This window comes from Erysipelothrix anatis (assembly GCF_009828745.1).
GTDB classification, from domain to species: Bacteria; Bacillota_I; Bacilli_A; order Erysipelotrichales; family Erysipelotrichaceae; genus Erysipelothrix; species Erysipelothrix anatis.
Map to the genome: position 1 here is coordinate 270,572 of NZ_WTSX01000001.1, position 16,451 is coordinate 287,022.

General features: G+C 39.7%; 17 protein-coding genes. 5 read left to right on the forward strand and 12 right to left on the reverse strand.

The features are described 5' to 3' along the window. Positions 1-113 precede the first annotated feature (113 nt). The 8 genes from GVV19_RS01150 to GVV19_RS01185 all read right to left on the reverse strand — a co-directional run bounded on the left by GVV19_RS01150 (position 114) and on the right by GVV19_RS01185 (position 6,285). On the reverse strand, positions 114-1,094 hold the full coding sequence (locus GVV19_RS01150) for a hypothetical protein (RefSeq protein ID WP_159644924.1): 981 nt from the start codon (positions 1,092-1,094) through the stop codon (positions 114-116). Positions 1,095-1,099: 5 nt separating this feature from the next. After that, entirely contained in the window at positions 1,100-1,870 is a 771-nt protein-coding gene (locus tag GVV19_RS01155) for a permease prefix domain 1-containing protein (protein ID WP_159644926.1), read from the reverse strand. Further along, positions 1,867-2,214 carry a PadR family transcriptional regulator gene (locus tag GVV19_RS01160; protein WP_159639367.1) on the reverse strand — a complete coding sequence of 116 codons (348 nt, stop codon included), beginning with the start codon at positions 2,212-2,214 and terminating at the stop codon, positions 1,867-1,869. Before GVV19_RS01160 ends, GVV19_RS01155 begins: the two co-directional genes overlap by 4 nt. 110 nt (positions 2,215-2,324) lie before the next feature. Next, positions 2,325-3,020 carry a tyrosine-protein phosphatase gene (locus tag GVV19_RS01165; RefSeq protein ID WP_159634139.1) on the reverse strand — a complete coding sequence of 232 codons (696 nt, stop codon included), beginning with the start codon at positions 3,018-3,020 and terminating at the stop codon, positions 2,325-2,327. Continuing rightward, positions 3,020-3,778: a phosphonate ABC transporter ATP-binding protein gene (phnC, locus tag GVV19_RS01170; protein ID WP_159639369.1), complete on the reverse strand. Its 759-nt coding sequence runs from the start codon at positions 3,776-3,778 to the stop codon at positions 3,020-3,022. Before phnC ends, GVV19_RS01165 begins: the two co-directional genes overlap by 1 nt. A 1-nt stretch (position 3,779) precedes the next feature. Next, on the reverse strand, positions 3,780-4,616 hold the full coding sequence (locus GVV19_RS01175; protein WP_159634145.1) for a PhnE/PtxC family ABC transporter permease: 837 nt from the start codon (positions 4,614-4,616) through the stop codon (positions 3,780-3,782). Next, positions 4,613-5,386, reverse strand: coding sequence for a phosphonate ABC transporter, permease protein PhnE (phnE, locus tag GVV19_RS01180; RefSeq protein ID WP_159644928.1), 774 nt, complete (start codon positions 5,384-5,386; stop codon positions 4,613-4,615). The genes GVV19_RS01175 and phnE overlap by 4 nt, the downstream gene beginning before the upstream one ends. Further along, on the reverse strand, positions 5,383-6,285 hold the full coding sequence (locus GVV19_RS01185) for a phosphate/phosphite/phosphonate ABC transporter substrate-binding protein (RefSeq protein ID WP_159644930.1): 903 nt from the start codon (positions 6,283-6,285) through the stop codon (positions 5,383-5,385). Before GVV19_RS01185 ends, phnE begins: the two co-directional genes overlap by 4 nt. A 131-nt stretch (positions 6,286-6,416) precedes the next feature. On the opposite strand from GVV19_RS01185, the gene GVV19_RS01190 reads away from it, so the two are divergent. Continuing rightward, on the forward strand, positions 6,417-7,067 hold the full coding sequence (locus GVV19_RS01190) for a GntR family transcriptional regulator (protein ID WP_159639373.1): 651 nt from the start codon (positions 6,417-6,419) through the stop codon (positions 7,065-7,067). Between the two features lie 166 nt (positions 7,068-7,233). Here GVV19_RS01190 and GVV19_RS01195 read toward each other — a convergent pair whose 3' ends face one another. After that, positions 7,234-7,809, reverse strand: coding sequence for a hypothetical protein (locus GVV19_RS01195; protein WP_159644932.1), 576 nt, complete (start codon positions 7,807-7,809; stop codon positions 7,234-7,236). Positions 7,810-8,388: 579 nt separating this feature from the next. Between GVV19_RS01195 and GVV19_RS01200 the strand changes: the two genes are divergently transcribed. Further along, positions 8,389-9,348: a LacI family DNA-binding transcriptional regulator gene (locus GVV19_RS01200; RefSeq protein WP_159639375.1), complete on the forward strand. Its 960-nt coding sequence runs from the start codon at positions 8,389-8,391 to the stop codon at positions 9,346-9,348. Positions 9,349-9,418: 70 nt separating this feature from the next. On the opposite strand, the gene GVV19_RS01205 is transcribed toward GVV19_RS01200, so the two are convergent. Continuing rightward, entirely contained in the window at positions 9,419-10,789 is a 1,371-nt protein-coding gene (locus GVV19_RS01205; protein ID WP_159639376.1) for a PTS transporter subunit EIIC, read from the reverse strand. Positions 10,790-10,974: 185 nt separating this feature from the next. Here GVV19_RS01205 and GVV19_RS01210 point away from each other — a divergent pair, with 185 nt between their 5' ends. From GVV19_RS01210 to GVV19_RS01220, 3 genes are read left to right on the forward strand one after another with little or no spacing between them, the layout of a single operon-like run. Then, complete coding sequence (locus tag GVV19_RS01210; RefSeq protein WP_159644934.1) at positions 10,975-12,360, forward strand: glycoside hydrolase family 32 protein; 1,386 nt, start codon at positions 10,975-10,977, stop codon at positions 12,358-12,360. Next, a complete protein-coding gene (locus GVV19_RS01215) occupies positions 12,350-13,243 on the forward strand; it encodes a carbohydrate kinase family protein (RefSeq protein ID WP_159644936.1) in 894 nt (297 codons plus the stop codon). The genes GVV19_RS01210 and GVV19_RS01215 overlap by 11 nt, the downstream gene beginning before the upstream one ends. 60 nt (positions 13,244-13,303) lie before the next feature. Next, complete coding sequence (locus GVV19_RS01220) at positions 13,304-14,521, forward strand: hypothetical protein (protein WP_159644939.1); 1,218 nt, start codon at positions 13,304-13,306, stop codon at positions 14,519-14,521. A 19-nt stretch (positions 14,522-14,540) separates the two neighbouring features. On the opposite strand, the gene GVV19_RS01225 is transcribed toward GVV19_RS01220, so the two are convergent. Continuing rightward, positions 14,541-15,503: a type I phosphomannose isomerase catalytic subunit gene (locus GVV19_RS01225; protein WP_159644941.1), complete on the reverse strand. Its 963-nt coding sequence runs from the start codon at positions 15,501-15,503 to the stop codon at positions 14,541-14,543. 48 nt (positions 15,504-15,551) lie between these two features. Continuing rightward, on the reverse strand, positions 15,552-16,445 hold the full coding sequence (locus GVV19_RS01230; protein WP_159644943.1) for an ROK family protein: 894 nt from the start codon (positions 16,443-16,445) through the stop codon (positions 15,552-15,554). Positions 16,446-16,451 lie beyond the last annotated feature (6 nt).

The following is a 16,451-nucleotide window of genomic DNA, read 5'->3' on the forward strand; positions in this document are numbered from 1 at the left end:
ACTTTACCATCTCAGATAATTCGTGTTAAATCGAAGAGTTAAATTTATGTCATTTATGTGATTTTATTACATATTGTTAACATATGACGACACAAAAAAAGAAGGATGCTTGCTTATCCTTCTTTCGTGAAGTCAAATAATTCATTGATAAAATCATATCCAATCCAGGTTGTAGTGTATTCTGTTTGTTTGGTATTTGTAGTCTGGTCGGTCCATTCCAATTTCAACACAGCTTCCCATTCACTGAGTGGATAACGTGTTATTTGTAAGTCATTCACTGGGACATCATCAATTTTTGCATCGGCAAATACAAGCAATGTGAGGGGTTCGGCTTCAAGAGCCTCTTTAATCAATGTTAGATCATGGATACGGTTTTGCAATAGTCCATTAAAATAGATGGGGGTTGGCTCTGTGATGCGTTTTCCATTTGCCATGGTGTTCGATGCCATCACTGTACCCGTCACAGTTATAAAGTAATCTCCTGTAGTCTTTACCTTTGTACCATCCGTTTTATACTCTGTAACGACATAGTTACTTGAACCGTTTACGGAACTTTTAGGGAGTACATGTATGTAATATCCCTTATGTTTGTTGATTGTTTGAGCTGGTTCGTACATGTCATCAAAGGAAAATTGTTGAAGATTATCCGAATTGTATTCTCCTTTTCTAATTGCGACTTCGTAGTATTTATCCGTTTCTCCTGGAAAAGCAAGTACAGGTGCCACCGTCTGTGTGTGCTGGGATGTGATTGCATTTCGGGGATACGTATCGGTTTTAGAAGCGAAGCGCAGTGAATCAATGACAGGTCTTGCTTCCAACAAGGTCATTCCAGAAAGTATTTTTGGACGACTCAAAGGACCCATTTGCTCAAAAATTATGGGTAAATATCGCGTTTCTGTTTCGATTATATATAATGTATCACGTTGATTAATGTCTTCTTTAACCACTACTTCACATTGAGGTGCCGTTAAACCAAAACATAATTCTTCGATATAGGCGCTCACCGATAGTTTCCACCCTGATAAATAGAGATAAGAGAGTGATAGGATAAGACCTACGAGCAAAATAATTATTATTTTACGAGTTCGGCGCATATGTTTTACTCTCTTTCTAAAACGGTCGAAATCGCAACGCCATCGTCACGGTTAACCGTTATTTTTATGGATTCAGGTGCTTCCGTCACGTTACGAACGATAATATAAAATTCAGTTTGCGAGTAAACTTTGAGTGTCAATGATTCTTGCGTATCGAGTGCCACAAACCCTCCTTCAGGGATTCCTGGCATAGTATGGATTCTGTGATTTCCTTGATAGAGTTGCTTCCCATCGAATGACATCGTCCAATCAAGGTATTGTATATTCGTACTAAAAACAGTCAACGGTGGCGTTTCTTTACGCACTGTAATGACTAACGTGTTGTCATCGAGGTGAGCGAAGTTAAGAAATACATAGTCCGTGTTCGCGATTGTCATTGACGCATTGACCGGCTGGATAAAGTTTGGATGTTCGTTTTCCAACGCCTCTGTTAATGACGGTTTGAGTGCTCTAATAAGATCAACTGTGCGACTTAATGATGGGTAAATTGCTGTAAGAATATAAACAATCAATATTACAAACGCTATTTTCAAACCGAAATATAACCATGCAATGATGGGGTTGTGCACCGCATTCAATTGTTTTCCAATGGTTTCGGGATTCCCCATTTGATGGACGGCTTCTAGCTCGGCATCTTCTAAAGACATTCCTAAATCCGTAAAAGTTTCCGTCAATTCATCAAGGTGATTTTCAAACTCAGCACGGATTGCTTTTCGATCAAATGGATATTTAACCTGGGCAATAAGGGTTTGTAAGAAAACATGTCGGGGTATCATGTCGACGTGATTGTTTGCGGTGCATTCACAACACGTTTGACGGAATTTGAGAATTGCTCCCAAATAGCGCGTTCTTCTTCAAGTTGTTTCTGTCCCGCAGTTGTAATGCGATAATATTTCCTTTTCTTTTCATTATCCCCTTTTGCCATGTAAGATTTTAAATATCCAGACGCTTCCATTCGGTGCAGAATTGGATATAGCGTCCCTTCCTTCATTTCGAATGTGTTCTCAGAACGTGCTTCCAGTTCCTTAATGATTTCATAGCCGTAACGATCTTGTTCTTGGATGAGTGCCAGCAGCATAAATTCTGCACCCGTGCGTAACCATTCTCGATTTCGTTTCATCGTATCCCTCCTACCTATGTGTATCTATGTATATTATACCTAGATTCACAATGTATGTCAATTTTGACTCTTCCGATGTAAAAAAGACCACCCAATTGGTGGTCTTTCGCTTATTTTGAGGTAAATTTCTTCACAATTTGATTTTGTTCTCTGACATCCACGCCTACAGTGGAAAGATACGATACAAAGGAGCCATAACGATCATGAATTGCATGAAGGAACTGTTCTATTGCTTCTGGTTCTGATTTCATTAAATTCATGTATCGTTGATTTAACTCAGGATCCATGGTTTGAAAACGATCTCTAATGTTGATATAAGATTGCTGGTAGTCATTGATAATATCTCGCGTTTCAACGCCCATTAATCCCAGTAGGGTTGCTGCAATAATTCCCGTGCGATCTTTTCCAGCCGAACAGTGAAAGACGACTGGTCCATCACTTTCTGCAATTGTTTTAAAAACATTACGAACAAAGGCATGATCATCCATCATCATGACATACATATCGCCTAGTTTGTAACTTGGATCAGGATTTAAATCCAAGTTGGAAACACTGTGATTATGATATGCAATAGTAGCATGAACCGCAAAAGGATTCGGACTTTGTGCAAGCTCTTCTTGATGACGCAAATCGATGACAGTTTGAAGGCCACGCTTTTCAAGATACATAACTTCTTCCGGTCTTAAAAGACCCATATCATCAGATCTAAAGAGTGTATTCCATTTTGTTTGAGATCCATCTGCTAAAGGATAACCTCCCAAATCACGGAAGTTATGAACCTGTTTAAAGCGATAACGTTTTTGCATTAGTGTTTCTCCTCGATATTTTCGTATAAATCATGAATGAGTGCATCACTCAATTTGTCCGGACTGTCATCAAACACAATGCGTCCATGCTTTAGTGCAATAATTCGGGTTGCATAGTGTTTCGCAACATCGACTTGGTGGAGGTTGGCGATTGTCGTAATTCCCTGAGCTTCATTAACGCGTTTTAATGTATCCATGACATCTTTCGATGCTTTCGGATCTAACGATGCAATGGGCTCATCCGCCAGCATCAAATCGGGATTTTGCGATAATGCACGGCATATTCCGACGCGTTGCATCTGTCCACCCGATAAGGCATCTGCACGGGCATACACTTTTTCACCCAAGCCAATATCTTCTAACAGTCGGATGGCATGACGTTTGTCTTTTTCGGAATACAGTCCCATAAATCCTTTAAAGGTTGACATCTGACCTAAACGGCCATGAAGCACATTTTCTAGAACACTTGATCGGTGTACAAGATTGTAATTTTGAAAGATCATGCCAATGCGTGATCGAACATTTCGTAATTCCTGTTTCGAAGCCGTTAACACTTCGATATCTTTCACATTTAAAGTGCCAGATGTTGGCGTCACAAGTCGATTAATTGAGCGAAGCAAGGTGGATTTACCAGATCCAGAAGGACCAATAATCGCAATAAACTCCCCCTCATATATTGTAAGATTTACATCCCTAAGGGCTTGAGTCCCGTTCGGATAAACCATTGAAATATCATGCATTGATAAAACTGCTTCCATGCTAACGTTCCTTTCTAATCCACGACACCATGCGTCGGGTCGTATATTCAGTAATCCACATTCCCATAAAGATAATTAGAATACCCATACTTGCATTCTCGAAGTTATAGGTTCCTATCGACATATTTAAGGTATACCCAATGCCTGCAATTCCAACCATTCCAAGTGAAATGGTTTCTGATGTTGTTAATTCGAATCGTAGTGCAACGGTCGCAATCAATTGCGGCATTAACTCTTGGGTAAGGCCACGAAACACCATTACAATCCATGGCGTTCCACTGGCACTCATGGCTTCAATAATGTCATAACCTGCTTCTTCAATACGCTGTGCTAGAATTCGTGCAAGGTATGAAATCGTTGGAAGAAAGAGGCCAAGAACACCCGCCTGGGATCCAAATCCGATACTTGCAGCGCCGACTAATCCCCAAATTGTTATCGGTACAGCTCTAATTAATGAAAAGAGTGTGAGTAAGACACGCGCCAACTTTGGAAACGGTGCAGTGTTGGATGCTGTCAGATAAGCAATGGGGAGTGCAAATAATAATGCCGTCAATAATGCGACAAATGCAATTGCAAGTGTATCGATAAAACTCGTAAAATACGGAAGCGCCATGGTCCAGTTTGGATTCAAAAGCCGACCGATAATCCCATACGTCTTATCAATGTTCGCAACAAACATAGAGAAATCGAGTTTGACATACCATAAGGACACAATAACAAGGATTGTTGCTCCAACGATAAAGCGACGGTTTTGCCGTTGCGTTGGACCATGCTTCACGCGAATGCGTTTTCCTGTGGCCTGTTGTGATGTTGTTAAGGTTAAGTCTTCTGGTCTCATAAAATGGCCTTTCTAATTTTGTTTGAAATCATTTCAACCGTGATCATGAGTACAACAATCACAAGAATGAGTGCACTTGCATCATGGTACTTAAATAAATCCAATGATTTCTTGAGTTCGTACCCTAATCCACCTGCTCCAACCAATCCTAAAATGGAAGACGCTTTAATATTGATTTCAAAAAGAAACAAGACCCAACCATAAAAGGTTGGAAGAAACTCCGGAATCATAACATGATGAATCAATGCTAACTTGGATGCTCCATTGGAAGTCAATGCTTCTAATGTTCCTTTATCAATATCGTCGAGTGCATCTGCAAAGACACGACTAAGAAACGATACTGAGAAAAAGACAAGTGCAACAACTCCAGCCGTTATACCAATTCCCACAATGATGACAAATAATGATGCCCATACCATCATTGGAATGTTTCGGACAAAGGCAAGAGCCCCGCGAATCACAATTGCGACTTTCGGAAACGGTGTCGTCCGTTTCGCAATCAACAATGCAAATCCAAATGCTAGAAGTGCACCGATGACACTTGCAAGAATGGAAACAAAGATCGTATTAAGAATTGGCTCCACATAAAGTGGTAATGCGGTTAAGTTTGGTGGTAAAAACTCCACGATAATAAAGCGAATAAAACCAGGTATCGATGTCAGAAAGACCGCAAGATTAAAATCAATCGCTTGGCTTGCAAGTATGTATAGCCCTACAAAGAGGCCCAGTCCCAGTAATGGTTGCCATTTAGCTTTAAGTGTGTGAATCATTGCGACATCGCTTCTTCAGTGAGTTTGAGTTCTTTCGACATAGTTTCGAGGCCATCATATAATGCATCGTTTGGCGCACCATACTTACCACCTTTCATGCCAAGATTTTTGAAATAATCCGGATTGGAATATGCCAGTAAGAAATCCTGAACTTGTTGTTTCACAGTGGCATCAAGATCTTCACGAACAACGACTGGTACTGCACTAATATCAACACCTAGCTCACTTCCTGCACCACCGATAACCCGCACGCTATCTTTATCAATCACGCCATTCTCTTCAAGAATTTGTGGCATCTGGCAATAGGTTGCGCCAACATCATATGTTCCTTGGGCTACACCAATAACTGTTTTATCATGTCCACCTGAAAATTGAATTTGTTTAAAATACGAAGATTCCAATGTTTCTAATGGAACACCAGATTCAACCAATAGCTTGTATTTAGGAATAAGATGACCTGTTGTGGATGCTGGATCACCAAAGGCAATCGTCTTTCCTTTAACATCATCTAAAGACTGAATATCCGAACCTTGAGATGTAATGAAGCATGCAACATATCCATTATCATTAGCCATGGATGGCATCTCCACATTTGCGACTAATGAAACGCCACCTTTATTTCGTGCGACCACGTATGAGAATGGTGTAAGTTGCACCATATCAACTTTGCCACTTGAAACAGCTTCAATCGCTGCAGAATAACTTGTTGTTTGATACGATTTAACTTCCATATTGATTGCTTTCGATAAATCTTCTTGAAAGGCTGTGTTCAGTTCTTGAACTGCCATTGAGTCTTCAACTGGTAAGTATGCAATCGTAAATGAATCCTGAGCTTGAGAACTACAGCCAACAAGGGCAAAGAGTGCAAGACCACCCGCAATAATTTTTGAAATCTTCATATTTTCCTCCCGTTTATAATGGAAATAGTGTAGTATTTGTTTGTCAATAGGATACTACTGAGGTCATCATAACACTATGTCTTTGGATTCACCGTAATGATTCTGTTAAAAGAAAGTTAAGAGGAAAATACATGAATACTGAACAAAATACCTATCAAATTTTACGTCAAATGATCTTAAATGGTGATTTAAAAAGGGATCAATATCATTCAGAAGTCACCCTTTCTCAACAGTTAAATATCAGCCGTACACCCGTACGTTATGCACTAAAACAGTTAGAACAAGATTGCTTAATAACTTATCATCGGAACAAAGGCATTCGCATCCGACAGGCAACACCTTCAGAGGTTAAGGATGCGACTCAAATGCTACTTCTATTTGTTTCAAATGCAATCGAACCGTTACTTCTTGGTAAAGGTACGGTTAACTTTTCATTACTAAATCAATTATGTACGCTTGGATATCAGTATCGCGATGCCAACGATATCGTCGCCTATGCTGAAACCATCCACGAAATTTATATTACATTGATGGAACCACTCAATAACCAAACCATTTTAAATGTCTCCCGTCGCGTCTCACTTCAAACAATGACATCTGCGGTCTACATTAACCCAACTTATCGGAACACCATTCACCCCAAACCACAAACAACAATTCAACAACTCGCTGAGTTTATTGCTGCCTTAAAAACAAAAGACACGAAACGTGCCCGGAAGTTATTTGATGCATATCAAGCATATGCGTTTGCGCAGATTGAAGAAACTGGATCCCTAATTTAACCAGTTTTCAACCTAATGTGGCAATCAGTAACCAAGACAGAGACTCTCGATTTTCCATGCTTTTGATATTATTGTGGATCACGGCTTCTTATAATTTTAGTTATTGAAGTCACACGTATTCTTATTTTTGGGGATAAAGAAATAAAATAAATGACACAAGTCCAATTTACCTTTTGGGACTTGTGTCATTTTCATTAATATGATAATTCCTTTCGGTTGTTTCAATTACATAATAGTCAAATTCATAGGTTTCTGAATTAACGCCATCAGAAACTATAACATGGCCCGTCTTGTGTGGGGCTTTTGGCATAAATTTAGCTTCATTGCCGCCGATTAGAGCATCAAAAACAACATTGTTTCCGTCTACTGTACCGTAAAAAGGGGGAATAGTACCGTCGCTTCTAAACCCTGGAATAATTTCCTTTCCTTTTTTGCCCCAATCTAATCGCTGTGCTCTCGAATGATAATTAAATGATTTAGTTTCTGTAGAAAAATCATACTCAAACGTTAAATTTCGTGAAACAGATTCAGTAAGATTTTTAAATATTATAGGGTTAACTATTTGTGGCTTATTTGAATAATCTTCATCGTAGTCGAAATATATTCTATTATTCACTTGTAAATTAAAATGAGAAGCGTCTTTTTTTGTAAAAAGGAATATACTAATTCCAACTAATACCAAGATAACGGCAGAAGTTAAAACTACTAAAATAGTTGGCTTTGAAATTTTTTTTGTTTTCATCTAAAGTCTCCTTCGAAAATCATGCTTAGTGGATAGGCGGCCTTCAATAAGCCAATTATACGAATTCTACATACTTAGTTCAAGATGAAGCCGGCAAATTTGACATGCAAAAATGAGTAACTTTACATGATCCTTTAAGACGCATAAGCGTCTTTTTTGAAATATGAAATAGTGGATTTTGACCAAAAGAGAAATACTCGGTCATTGCATTTCATTAGAGTATTCTCAATCGGAGGATGTATAACCGTGATAAACTATGAATATTATTGCTTTCAATAGCGTTAATTAAAATGCAAGATTAATTAACATGGTATCTATAGGTTAAACAGTAAAACACAAACTATTGGTAGACAGTTAGACCTTCTTAAGAATTGCGAACGTATACTTAACGATATTGAATTTGTAGGCGGCCTCTTTTGAAAACGTATGACAGTATTGAATAGATATTCATTGCATGCACTCTATTTCCCAATAATTTCAGACGTCGATTAGGACACAATGAAGTGATCACCTGAATATCTTTACATCGCTTTTTAAACATAAGATGCGTATAATAGAGTTAAACGAAGAGGTGATAGCATGACAATTAATGATGTGGCGCGAGTAGCTGGGGTATCTAAAAGTACAGTTTCTCGTTATCTGAATGATGGATATGTCAGCGATGAAAACCGTAAAAAAATCCGTCGAGCAATCGAAGAAACAGGCTATCAAACTAATGTTTTTGCCCGTGGGTTAAAGACCAACCGAAGTAAATTGATTGCAATTATTTTGCCACGTTTGGATTCCTTTACATCCATTCAATCACTTAATGGCATGAATACTGTTTTATCACATTACGGTTACCAAATGGTTGTCGTCCCTAAAAATACGATTGAAGAAGATGAGATTACATATCTTCGCCGAATTACAACCCAAGGCTTTGATGGCATCATTGTAATGGCACATGCCATTACGGATGATCATGTCGCGATTGCGAAAGCATCTCAAACCCCCATTATCTTTACGGGACAGCATCACCCCCAGACCCGTTCCATTACTTTAGAAGATTTCGAGATTGGCAAAAAGGTTGCTGAATACGTCAATACATTGGATGTTCAAAATGTCTTATACCTCTCTGTATCTGAAAGCGATCATGCGGTAGGAGTATCTCGAAAACAAGGTTTCTTACAGCATTTAAATAAACCCGTTCGCACGCTTGTTACGGGATTCCAACAAACCGATGCCTTTGAAGTTATGCAACGTGAGTCTGCAACTGTAAAATTTGATATTATAGTTGGAGCAACAGATAATATTGCGATTGGTGCATTGCGTTATCTGCACGATCAACAAATCAATGTTCCTCAAACTGTAAAAGTTGTGGGAATTGGTAACTATGATTTAAGTCACTTTATCCATCCAACACTTACAACACTACATATTGATTATCAGACGTTAGGTCGTAATGCAGCGAATGCAATGTTAGCTCTGCTAGAAAAAGACTTCACCTACACGATTGAACAAGTTCATTTGGAACTGATCGAACGTAACTCCAGTAAATAAAAGGACCCTATTGGGTCTTAAAGATTAAAATTAAAACACCACTCATTTCGAAAGAGTGGTGTTTTTTTTACTATTGATTTACTTTCACAAACATCCGAGTCAAGATAAATGCAGTTGCAAATGAACTTGCAATCACTAAAAGATAACCAATCATTGCTCCGAAAGATTGTGTATAAAGTAGAAGTCCTGGTATGAATGTAATACCCATCCCTGCAGGTGCTACCCCAAGGATATATGTTACGAACCCACCAACTGCTCCACCAACCATTCCCATTGCGAAAGCTTTGGGATTGGGCAAGGTGACACCAAAGAGTAACGGTTCAGTAATTCCAAACAACGTTGATGCGGATGCAGATATTGCATTCGATTGTTGTTTCTTATTCTTCATTAATGTTGCTACAGCAATCGCCGCCCCAAATTGTCCGGCCATTGATGCAGTACCCAATGGTTGTAGTATATTAACACCTGTTTCAGTAATCAGTTGAATTTCGATAACGCTAAGCGCATGATGCATTCCTGTAATAACAATCACTTGTTGAATTGCAGCATAGAAGATTTGACCAATCCCGAAAGGAATTTGTGTTAAGAATACAACCCCATGTGTAGCATACTGTTCGACACCATGTAATAGCGGACCTACGACGAAGAGTACGACTGTGATTGATACGAGAATGGAAACGAATGGTGTAATAATCAAATCCATCATTGCAGGTACATATTTACGAACATGACGCTCAACCCAAGCAACTAACCACCCAGCAAAAATGCCTGGTAACACGGAACCTTGGTATCCTACAATATTAATCGATAGTCCGAAAATCGAAACTACCATTGGTTCAGCACCACCAGTAGCAACTGCCCAAGCGTTTGGTAATTGCGGTGCAACCATCATTAATCCAACAACGATTCCAAGAATCGGATTTCCACCAAAACGTTTAGTTGCAGAGTAAGTAATCAATACCGGTAAGAATGCAAAGGCAATATCTGTCAACATTCCAAACAAGGTTGCGAATTCGACAGACATTTCGACACCCATGTTAGTAAGCATACCTCGAATTCCCATTAATAACCCTGTAGTAACTAAGGCAGGAATTAAGGGAATGAGAACATCAGCGAAGATTCGCATTAGTTTTTGCATAGGTTTCATATTTGCATAAGCGTCTTCTTTAAAGTTAGAATCCGAAGGGCTTTTACCCATGAGCGTTTGAAATTCTTCATAGACATAGTTAACTTTCCCGGTTCCAATTATAAATTGATGTTGTCCCGACTGGAAAAAGTACCCACCAATGTCTTCTTTTAATGCGTCAACTTTCGCACCGTCAATCGCTGTGTCATCTTTTACAATGATACGAAGACGTGTTGCACAGTGCTCAAAATTTTGAATATTATCTTTGCCGCCCACTGATTCAAGGATGCGTGCCGCAATATCTTGATAGTTCATATCGTTCCTCCTACAATGTGGTATCGTTACCACGTTTACACCCACAGATTACCACCGTTTTTATGATAAAGCAAGCCCTTTCAACAATTTTTTCACCGCCATTGCACTCTCCATCTAGATATGGTAGGCTAAATATGCGGTATCGTTCCCATTAAAACGATACATTGTCATGTGAGGTACATCCATTGAAAAATACAAAACACACTCTTAATCATAGCACCAACAATCATTGGCGCACACAATTTCATATTCAGCCACCAACTGGACTTCTTAACGATCCCAACGGACTAATTTACTATGAAGGCGTTTATCATGTCTTTTATCAATGGCATCCTGACGGTCCAACACATGGTTTAAAGTCATGGAATCATGTTACATCAATCGATCTCGTTCATTGGACTCCAGATAAACGAATTCTTCGACCAGACTCAATTTATGATAGTCACGGCGCCTATTCAGGATCTGCACTCGTCGTCGATGGTACGCTGCAACTTTTTTACACCGGAAACACACGGACTTCTGACGATATTCGTGTTCCTTACCAACTCAACGCACGCTTAGCAACAGATGGCATTGTGGACAAAACAGTTATTATTGACCATATTCCATCAGGATACACCGACCATTTTCGTGATCCTAAGGTTTTCACAACAGCATACGGATACGCGATGATTCTCGGAGCACAACGCCAAGATATGACTGGAACTGCTTTGTTATATACGTCAGCAGATCTCAAGGCGTGGCACTTTGCTAAAGAACTAACGACGTCATTAGAATCTTTTGGTTACATGTGGGAATGTCCTGACTACTTCGAGTTAGAGCAAAAAGGAATTTTGCTTTTTTGTCCTCAAGGCGCCATGAATTCACCACGATCGAATACTAACATCTATCCCAATGCTTACATTATCGGAAATTATGATACAGATCATTTTGATATGGGCAATCATACCCATCCTCATTTACTCGATTATGGATTCGACTTTTATGCCGCACAGACTTTTATTGACCAAAAGGGTCAGCGGGTGCTAATGGCATGGATGGGAGCCGCTGAAGGAGGATATCCAAGCGATAAGTATGGCTGGGCTCATGTTCTAACACTACCTCGCGTACTCACGCTGGTCGACAACCATCTCTATCAACAACCCCACCCTAATCTCGTCGCTCTTCGTACAGATGCCGTTCCCATTAATTCCTCGTTATGCTCCTACGAGCTGATTCTTGACACGATTCAGGGTGCTTTGGACATAGATCTCTATCGTTATCAAGATGAGTGTGTTAATCTTCGTTATGATACAGCAACACAGACGTTGATTCTCGATCGTAGTGCACTTAAAAACACATATGCTACAGAGCGTGGCGAAACCCGAACACTTTGCCTCGATGAACCCCTTAAAGACCTTCATGTTTTCCGTGACACATCAACCTTGGAAATTTTTATTAACCAAGGACGATACACGATGTCTCTACGATTTTTCCCGCAACATATTGAAGGTCATGTTAAAATTAAGACACTTAACGATTCAGCAATAAAAATACTTTACCCTTTGGAGGATGTTAATCATGATCTATAGTTTAGGCGAAATGCTCATTGATTTTATGCAAGAAGGTTCCCATTATGTACCGTATCCAGGAGGCGCTCCGGCAAATGTTGCAGCCCATGCCCGTCGACGAGGGGCCGATGCCGTCTTTGTTGGCAAGATTAGTACGGATACCTTGGGTGACCTCTTACACACAACACTCAAAGAACACAATATTTTACTACCATTACCCCGCAGTCACAAGAATACGGCCTTAGCTTTGGTTTCGCATAAAAATGGGGATCGCAGTTTCCAATTCTATCGTAACGATACGGCAGATTTATCTTTAAGCGTTAAAGATATTGACACTATTGTCTTCAAACCCGCCGATATTTTACACTTTTGTTCGTTGGGACTTGTGGCAGAGAGCACAACACGAGCTGCCCATCATTACGCAATACAACAATGTCAAAACGCAGGTGGTATTGTAAGCTTTGACGTGAACCTTCGCGAGCGGTTGTGGCCATCATTAGACGCTGCTTATGATGCCGTCATGGCACTCGTTCCACATGCAGATATCATCAAAGTGAATGAGACCGAATTAGCTTGGCTAACGGAAACTCAAGACGTTACTATCGGGATGGCACGGCTACAAACTAACAAGCAGCTAATTATTTGTACTCTTGGAGCTGAAGGGTCAGAGATTCTTAAACCTAATGGTGAACGCATCACGTATAAACCAGAAATTGCACAACAAGTCGATACAACGGGAGCCGGTGATAGTTATATTGCGATGATTTTAGCATCGCTATCGCTCTCAAACGTTTCATTTGATACGTGGTTAGAAACTCATCTAGAAGACGCGATTGCACACGCAAGTGCTGTTAGTGCACAGGTTGTCCAAAAACAAGGAGCAATTCCAGATATCAATTATTAATGTTAATCATGCCCTCTTGGAGGGCTTTTTTTGTATAATTAAGGCAGCGAGGTATCAATCATGTTGAAATTAATGGATATTTACAATGCATTACATAGCGCCTATGGTCCTCAAAACTGGTGGCCTGCCAAAAGTCGTGAAGAAATGATGCTTGGAGCAATACTCGTACAGAACACTTCGTGGACTAACGTTGAGAAAGCACTGTCTAACTTTAACAATGATTTTTCCTTTACTTCGATTGATGCTATGTCACTAGAAACACTGCAAACGTTTATTCGTCCAGCGGGTTTCTACCGTGCCAAATCAATAGCCATTAAAAATCTCGTCGACTATTTTCAGCACATTAACTTTGATTTTGATGACGCCCATCTCGAAGTACTACGCAAAGACTTGCTTGCATTAAAAGGAATCGGATTCGAAACTGCAGATGCCATCCTTCTTTATGCATTTAATCAACCGTTCTTTGTAGTGGACACTTATCTGAAACGCCTGTTCAAGCACGTTCATCTTCCCCAGTTTTCCACATATCACCAATACCAAGACTACGTTATGGCGCATCTTCCCCATGATGTCGTTTTGTATCAAGAATTTCATGCTTTAATCGTTGCTTACGGAAAACGCAAAGTTAGTGACCCTGATCCTCTTGAACATTTTGCAAAGCCAATCTTTCAATACAATACCGATCACATCGACCATTTATGCACAATCGATCAACGATTCGCTCTAGTTTTTAACCAATATGGTTTTGTGTCACGCCCTACAATCAACGACCCTTTTGATGCTATCGTATCAACGATTATTGGACAACTAATTTCTGTGAAAGCTGCTGATAGTATCTACGCGCGTTATCTTGATGCGTATCCTAGCTATCAAGCTGTTGCAAAGGATAGTATTGAAAATCTGAAGCAGATTGGTCTTACAAACAACAAAGCTAAAGCAATTCATGCTATCGCTACAAAAATAAAATTAAAAGAACTTAACTTGGCGTTCTTAGATACACTCGATGATGCCGACCTAATCAGTGCTTTGGTTGCCTTGCCTGGTATTGGCGATTGGAGTGCACGCATGATTGCATTACACGGATATGATCGAATGGATATGACCAGTTACGCTGATGTTGCCCTTCGAAGAGGTCTTGTCACATGGTACCAATTAGATTCCATTGATGAATCACAGTATAACCAACTTCTTTCTCCCTATGCTCCCTACCGCAGTATTATTTCAATTTACCTGTGGAAAATTTCCAAGGAAATATCACATAAAAAGCAAACACCTTAAACAGTGTTTGCTTTTGTATTTAGATTCGAATACTTAGAATTTGTCCCTTTCCAGAGATCCTAATTTCACCTTCGTTCGCAGTTATGAACATGCTTTCGCCCTTTGTCACAGATACAGTGTCTGTAGGGGATGAGACTATCAATGAACCATCAATACACACGACACCACAGAAACTTTGGTCATCTACTTGAAAGGTGTATGCACCATTAACATCAATTCGTTCAGTATTAAACATAGCATGTTTAACCAACATTGTTGACGCTGCTTCTTCATGATTGATTGTTTCAAATTGTGGTGCAAATGACGCATCCAATGGTTCCAAAACAGACACATCAAGTGCTTTATCGACATGCAGTTCACGTGCATTCCCTTCGTTATCACGACGATCGAAATCATAAACACGATACGTCACATTTGAGTTTTGCTGAATCTCACAAATAACGATACCTGCTCCAATTGCATGAATCGTTCCTGCTTCTACAAAAATTACATCACCTGGCTTTACGGTAATTTTATTTAGAACTTCTAAAATCGTGTTCGATTCAATTGCTTCGCGAAATGCATCTTTCGAAATGCTTTGTTTCACACCATAGTAAATACTGGCGTTGGGTTCCGCATCAAGGACGTACCACATTTCTGTTTTACCATATTGATTTTCATGAACTCGAGCGTAACTATCATTTGGATGTACTTGGATTGAAAGATCTTGTTTTGCGTCAATAAATTTCACTAATATGGGAAAATAATCAAATGCTTGAGCACGTGTCCCTAAAATTTCTCGACCATGTTTTTCGATATACCCTTCTAGCGTAAGGGTGACGTCAGGACCACTTGCAACAATACTTGGACCATCTGGGTGAACCGATATTTCCCAACTTTCTGCTAAAATAGGGTAATCTTTCGATTTACCGTATGATTCCCCAAGTTTTTGCCCTCCCCATAAATAATCTTTGTATGCTGGTTTTAACTTAAATATTGCCATTTTTTACTCCTTTTTACTTAATTAAGAAAAACGTCTTGCCGACGTTTTTCATTTTTTGTGCTTGAGTGCTAAAATTGCACCGCCGATTAGTCCACTATCATCATTTAATGATGCTGGGACAATACGGATTGAGCCACGAAGTACATCGTAAACATTTGACTTTACGTGTTTTTCCACATCTTCAATGAACCCTTCTATCTTTAGGGCAACGCTTCCTCCCAATACAACAATGCTTGGATCATTAAACGCATATAACGCTGCAATGGCATTAGCAAGATAGACTTTGGCATCATTGATGATTGCTTCCGCATCCACGTTCCCCGCTTTTGCGAGATCGTTGACGTCTCCTGCATGGTCAACGTTCATGCCGAAGGCTTTCGCACGATACGTTATCGCAGTTCCACTTGATACTGCTTCAAGTGCTCCTGGTTTCAAATCATTCATTATAGGTCCATTTGGCCATACAACGACATTCGCAATTTCTTGCGCGAAGCCATGTGCACCTGTGTAAATGTCACCATCAACTACACAACCGCCGCCAATTCCAGTACTAACCGTCAGGTATTGAACAATCTTCTGATCTACACCCGCACCTACAGTTGACTCAGCGAGGGCTGCAAGATTGGCGTCATTTTCGAGAAATACTGGAAGTTGCATCATGTCTTTTAGTGATTTTACCAGTGGATACATATGCCATCCTGGAAGATTTGGTGGTGTTAACACAACACCTTGCCTTAAATCGAGTGGCCCTGGACATGAGATTCCAATACCAATTAAGGGTTTTGCAAAGCTATCGATAATTACTTTGATGTGATCGAGTGTTGATTGCGGATTGTTTGCATGTGTTGCGAAAGTTTGTTTATCAACGATTTTTAACGAATCATCAACTAACGCTACACGTGTATTTGTTCCTCCAATATCAATGCTGATTGCGTATTTCATACTTTT

Bases quoted from the DNA above. Each gene is read 5' to 3' on its own strand.
- GVV19_RS01150 (WP_159644924.1), bottom strand. From the start codon at position 1,094: ATGCGCCGAACTCGTAAAATAATAATTATTTTGCTCGTAGGTCTTATC.
- GVV19_RS01155 (WP_159644926.1), bottom strand. From the start codon at position 1,870: ATGATACCCCGACATGTTTTCTTACAAACCCTTATTGCCCAGGTTAAA.
- GVV19_RS01165 (WP_159634139.1), bottom strand. From the start codon at position 3,020: ATGCAAAAACGTTATCGCTTTAAACAGGTTCATAACTTCCGTGATTTG.
- GVV19_RS01215 (WP_159644936.1), top strand. From the start codon at position 12,350: ATGATCTATAGTTTAGGCGAAATGCTCATTGATTTTATGCAAGAAGGT.
- GVV19_RS01220 (WP_159644939.1), top strand. From the start codon at position 13,304: ATGTTGAAATTAATGGATATTTACAATGCATTACATAGCGCCTATGGT.
- GVV19_RS01160 (WP_159639367.1), bottom strand. From the start codon at position 2,214: ATGAAACGAAATCGAGAATGGTTACGCACGGGTGCAGAATTTATGCTG.
- GVV19_RS01225 (WP_159644941.1), bottom strand. From the start codon at position 15,503: ATGGCAATATTTAAGTTAAAACCAGCATACAAAGATTATTTATGGGGA.
- phnC (WP_159639369.1), bottom strand. From the start codon at position 3,778: ATGGAAGCAGTTTTATCAATGCATGATATTTCAATGGTTTATCCGAAC.
- GVV19_RS01185 (WP_159644930.1), bottom strand. From the start codon at position 6,285: ATGAAGATTTCAAAAATTATTGCGGGTGGTCTTGCACTCTTTGCCCTT.
- GVV19_RS01190 (WP_159639373.1), top strand. From the start codon at position 6,417: ATGAATACTGAACAAAATACCTATCAAATTTTACGTCAAATGATCTTA.
- GVV19_RS01195 (WP_159644932.1), bottom strand. From the start codon at position 7,809: ATGAAAACAAAAAAAATTTCAAAGCCAACTATTTTAGTAGTTTTAACT.
- GVV19_RS01230 (WP_159644943.1), bottom strand. From the start codon at position 16,445: ATGAAATACGCAATCAGCATTGATATTGGAGGAACAAATACACGTGTA.
- GVV19_RS01200 (WP_159639375.1), top strand. From the start codon at position 8,389: ATGACAATTAATGATGTGGCGCGAGTAGCTGGGGTATCTAAAAGTACA.
- GVV19_RS01175 (WP_159634145.1), bottom strand. From the start codon at position 4,616: ATGAGACCAGAAGACTTAACCTTAACAACATCACAACAGGCCACAGGA.
- phnE (WP_159644928.1), bottom strand. From the start codon at position 5,386: ATGATTCACACACTTAAAGCTAAATGGCAACCATTACTGGGACTGGGC.
- GVV19_RS01205 (WP_159639376.1), bottom strand. From the start codon at position 10,789: ATGAACTATCAAGATATTGCGGCACGCATCCTTGAATCAGTGGGCGGC.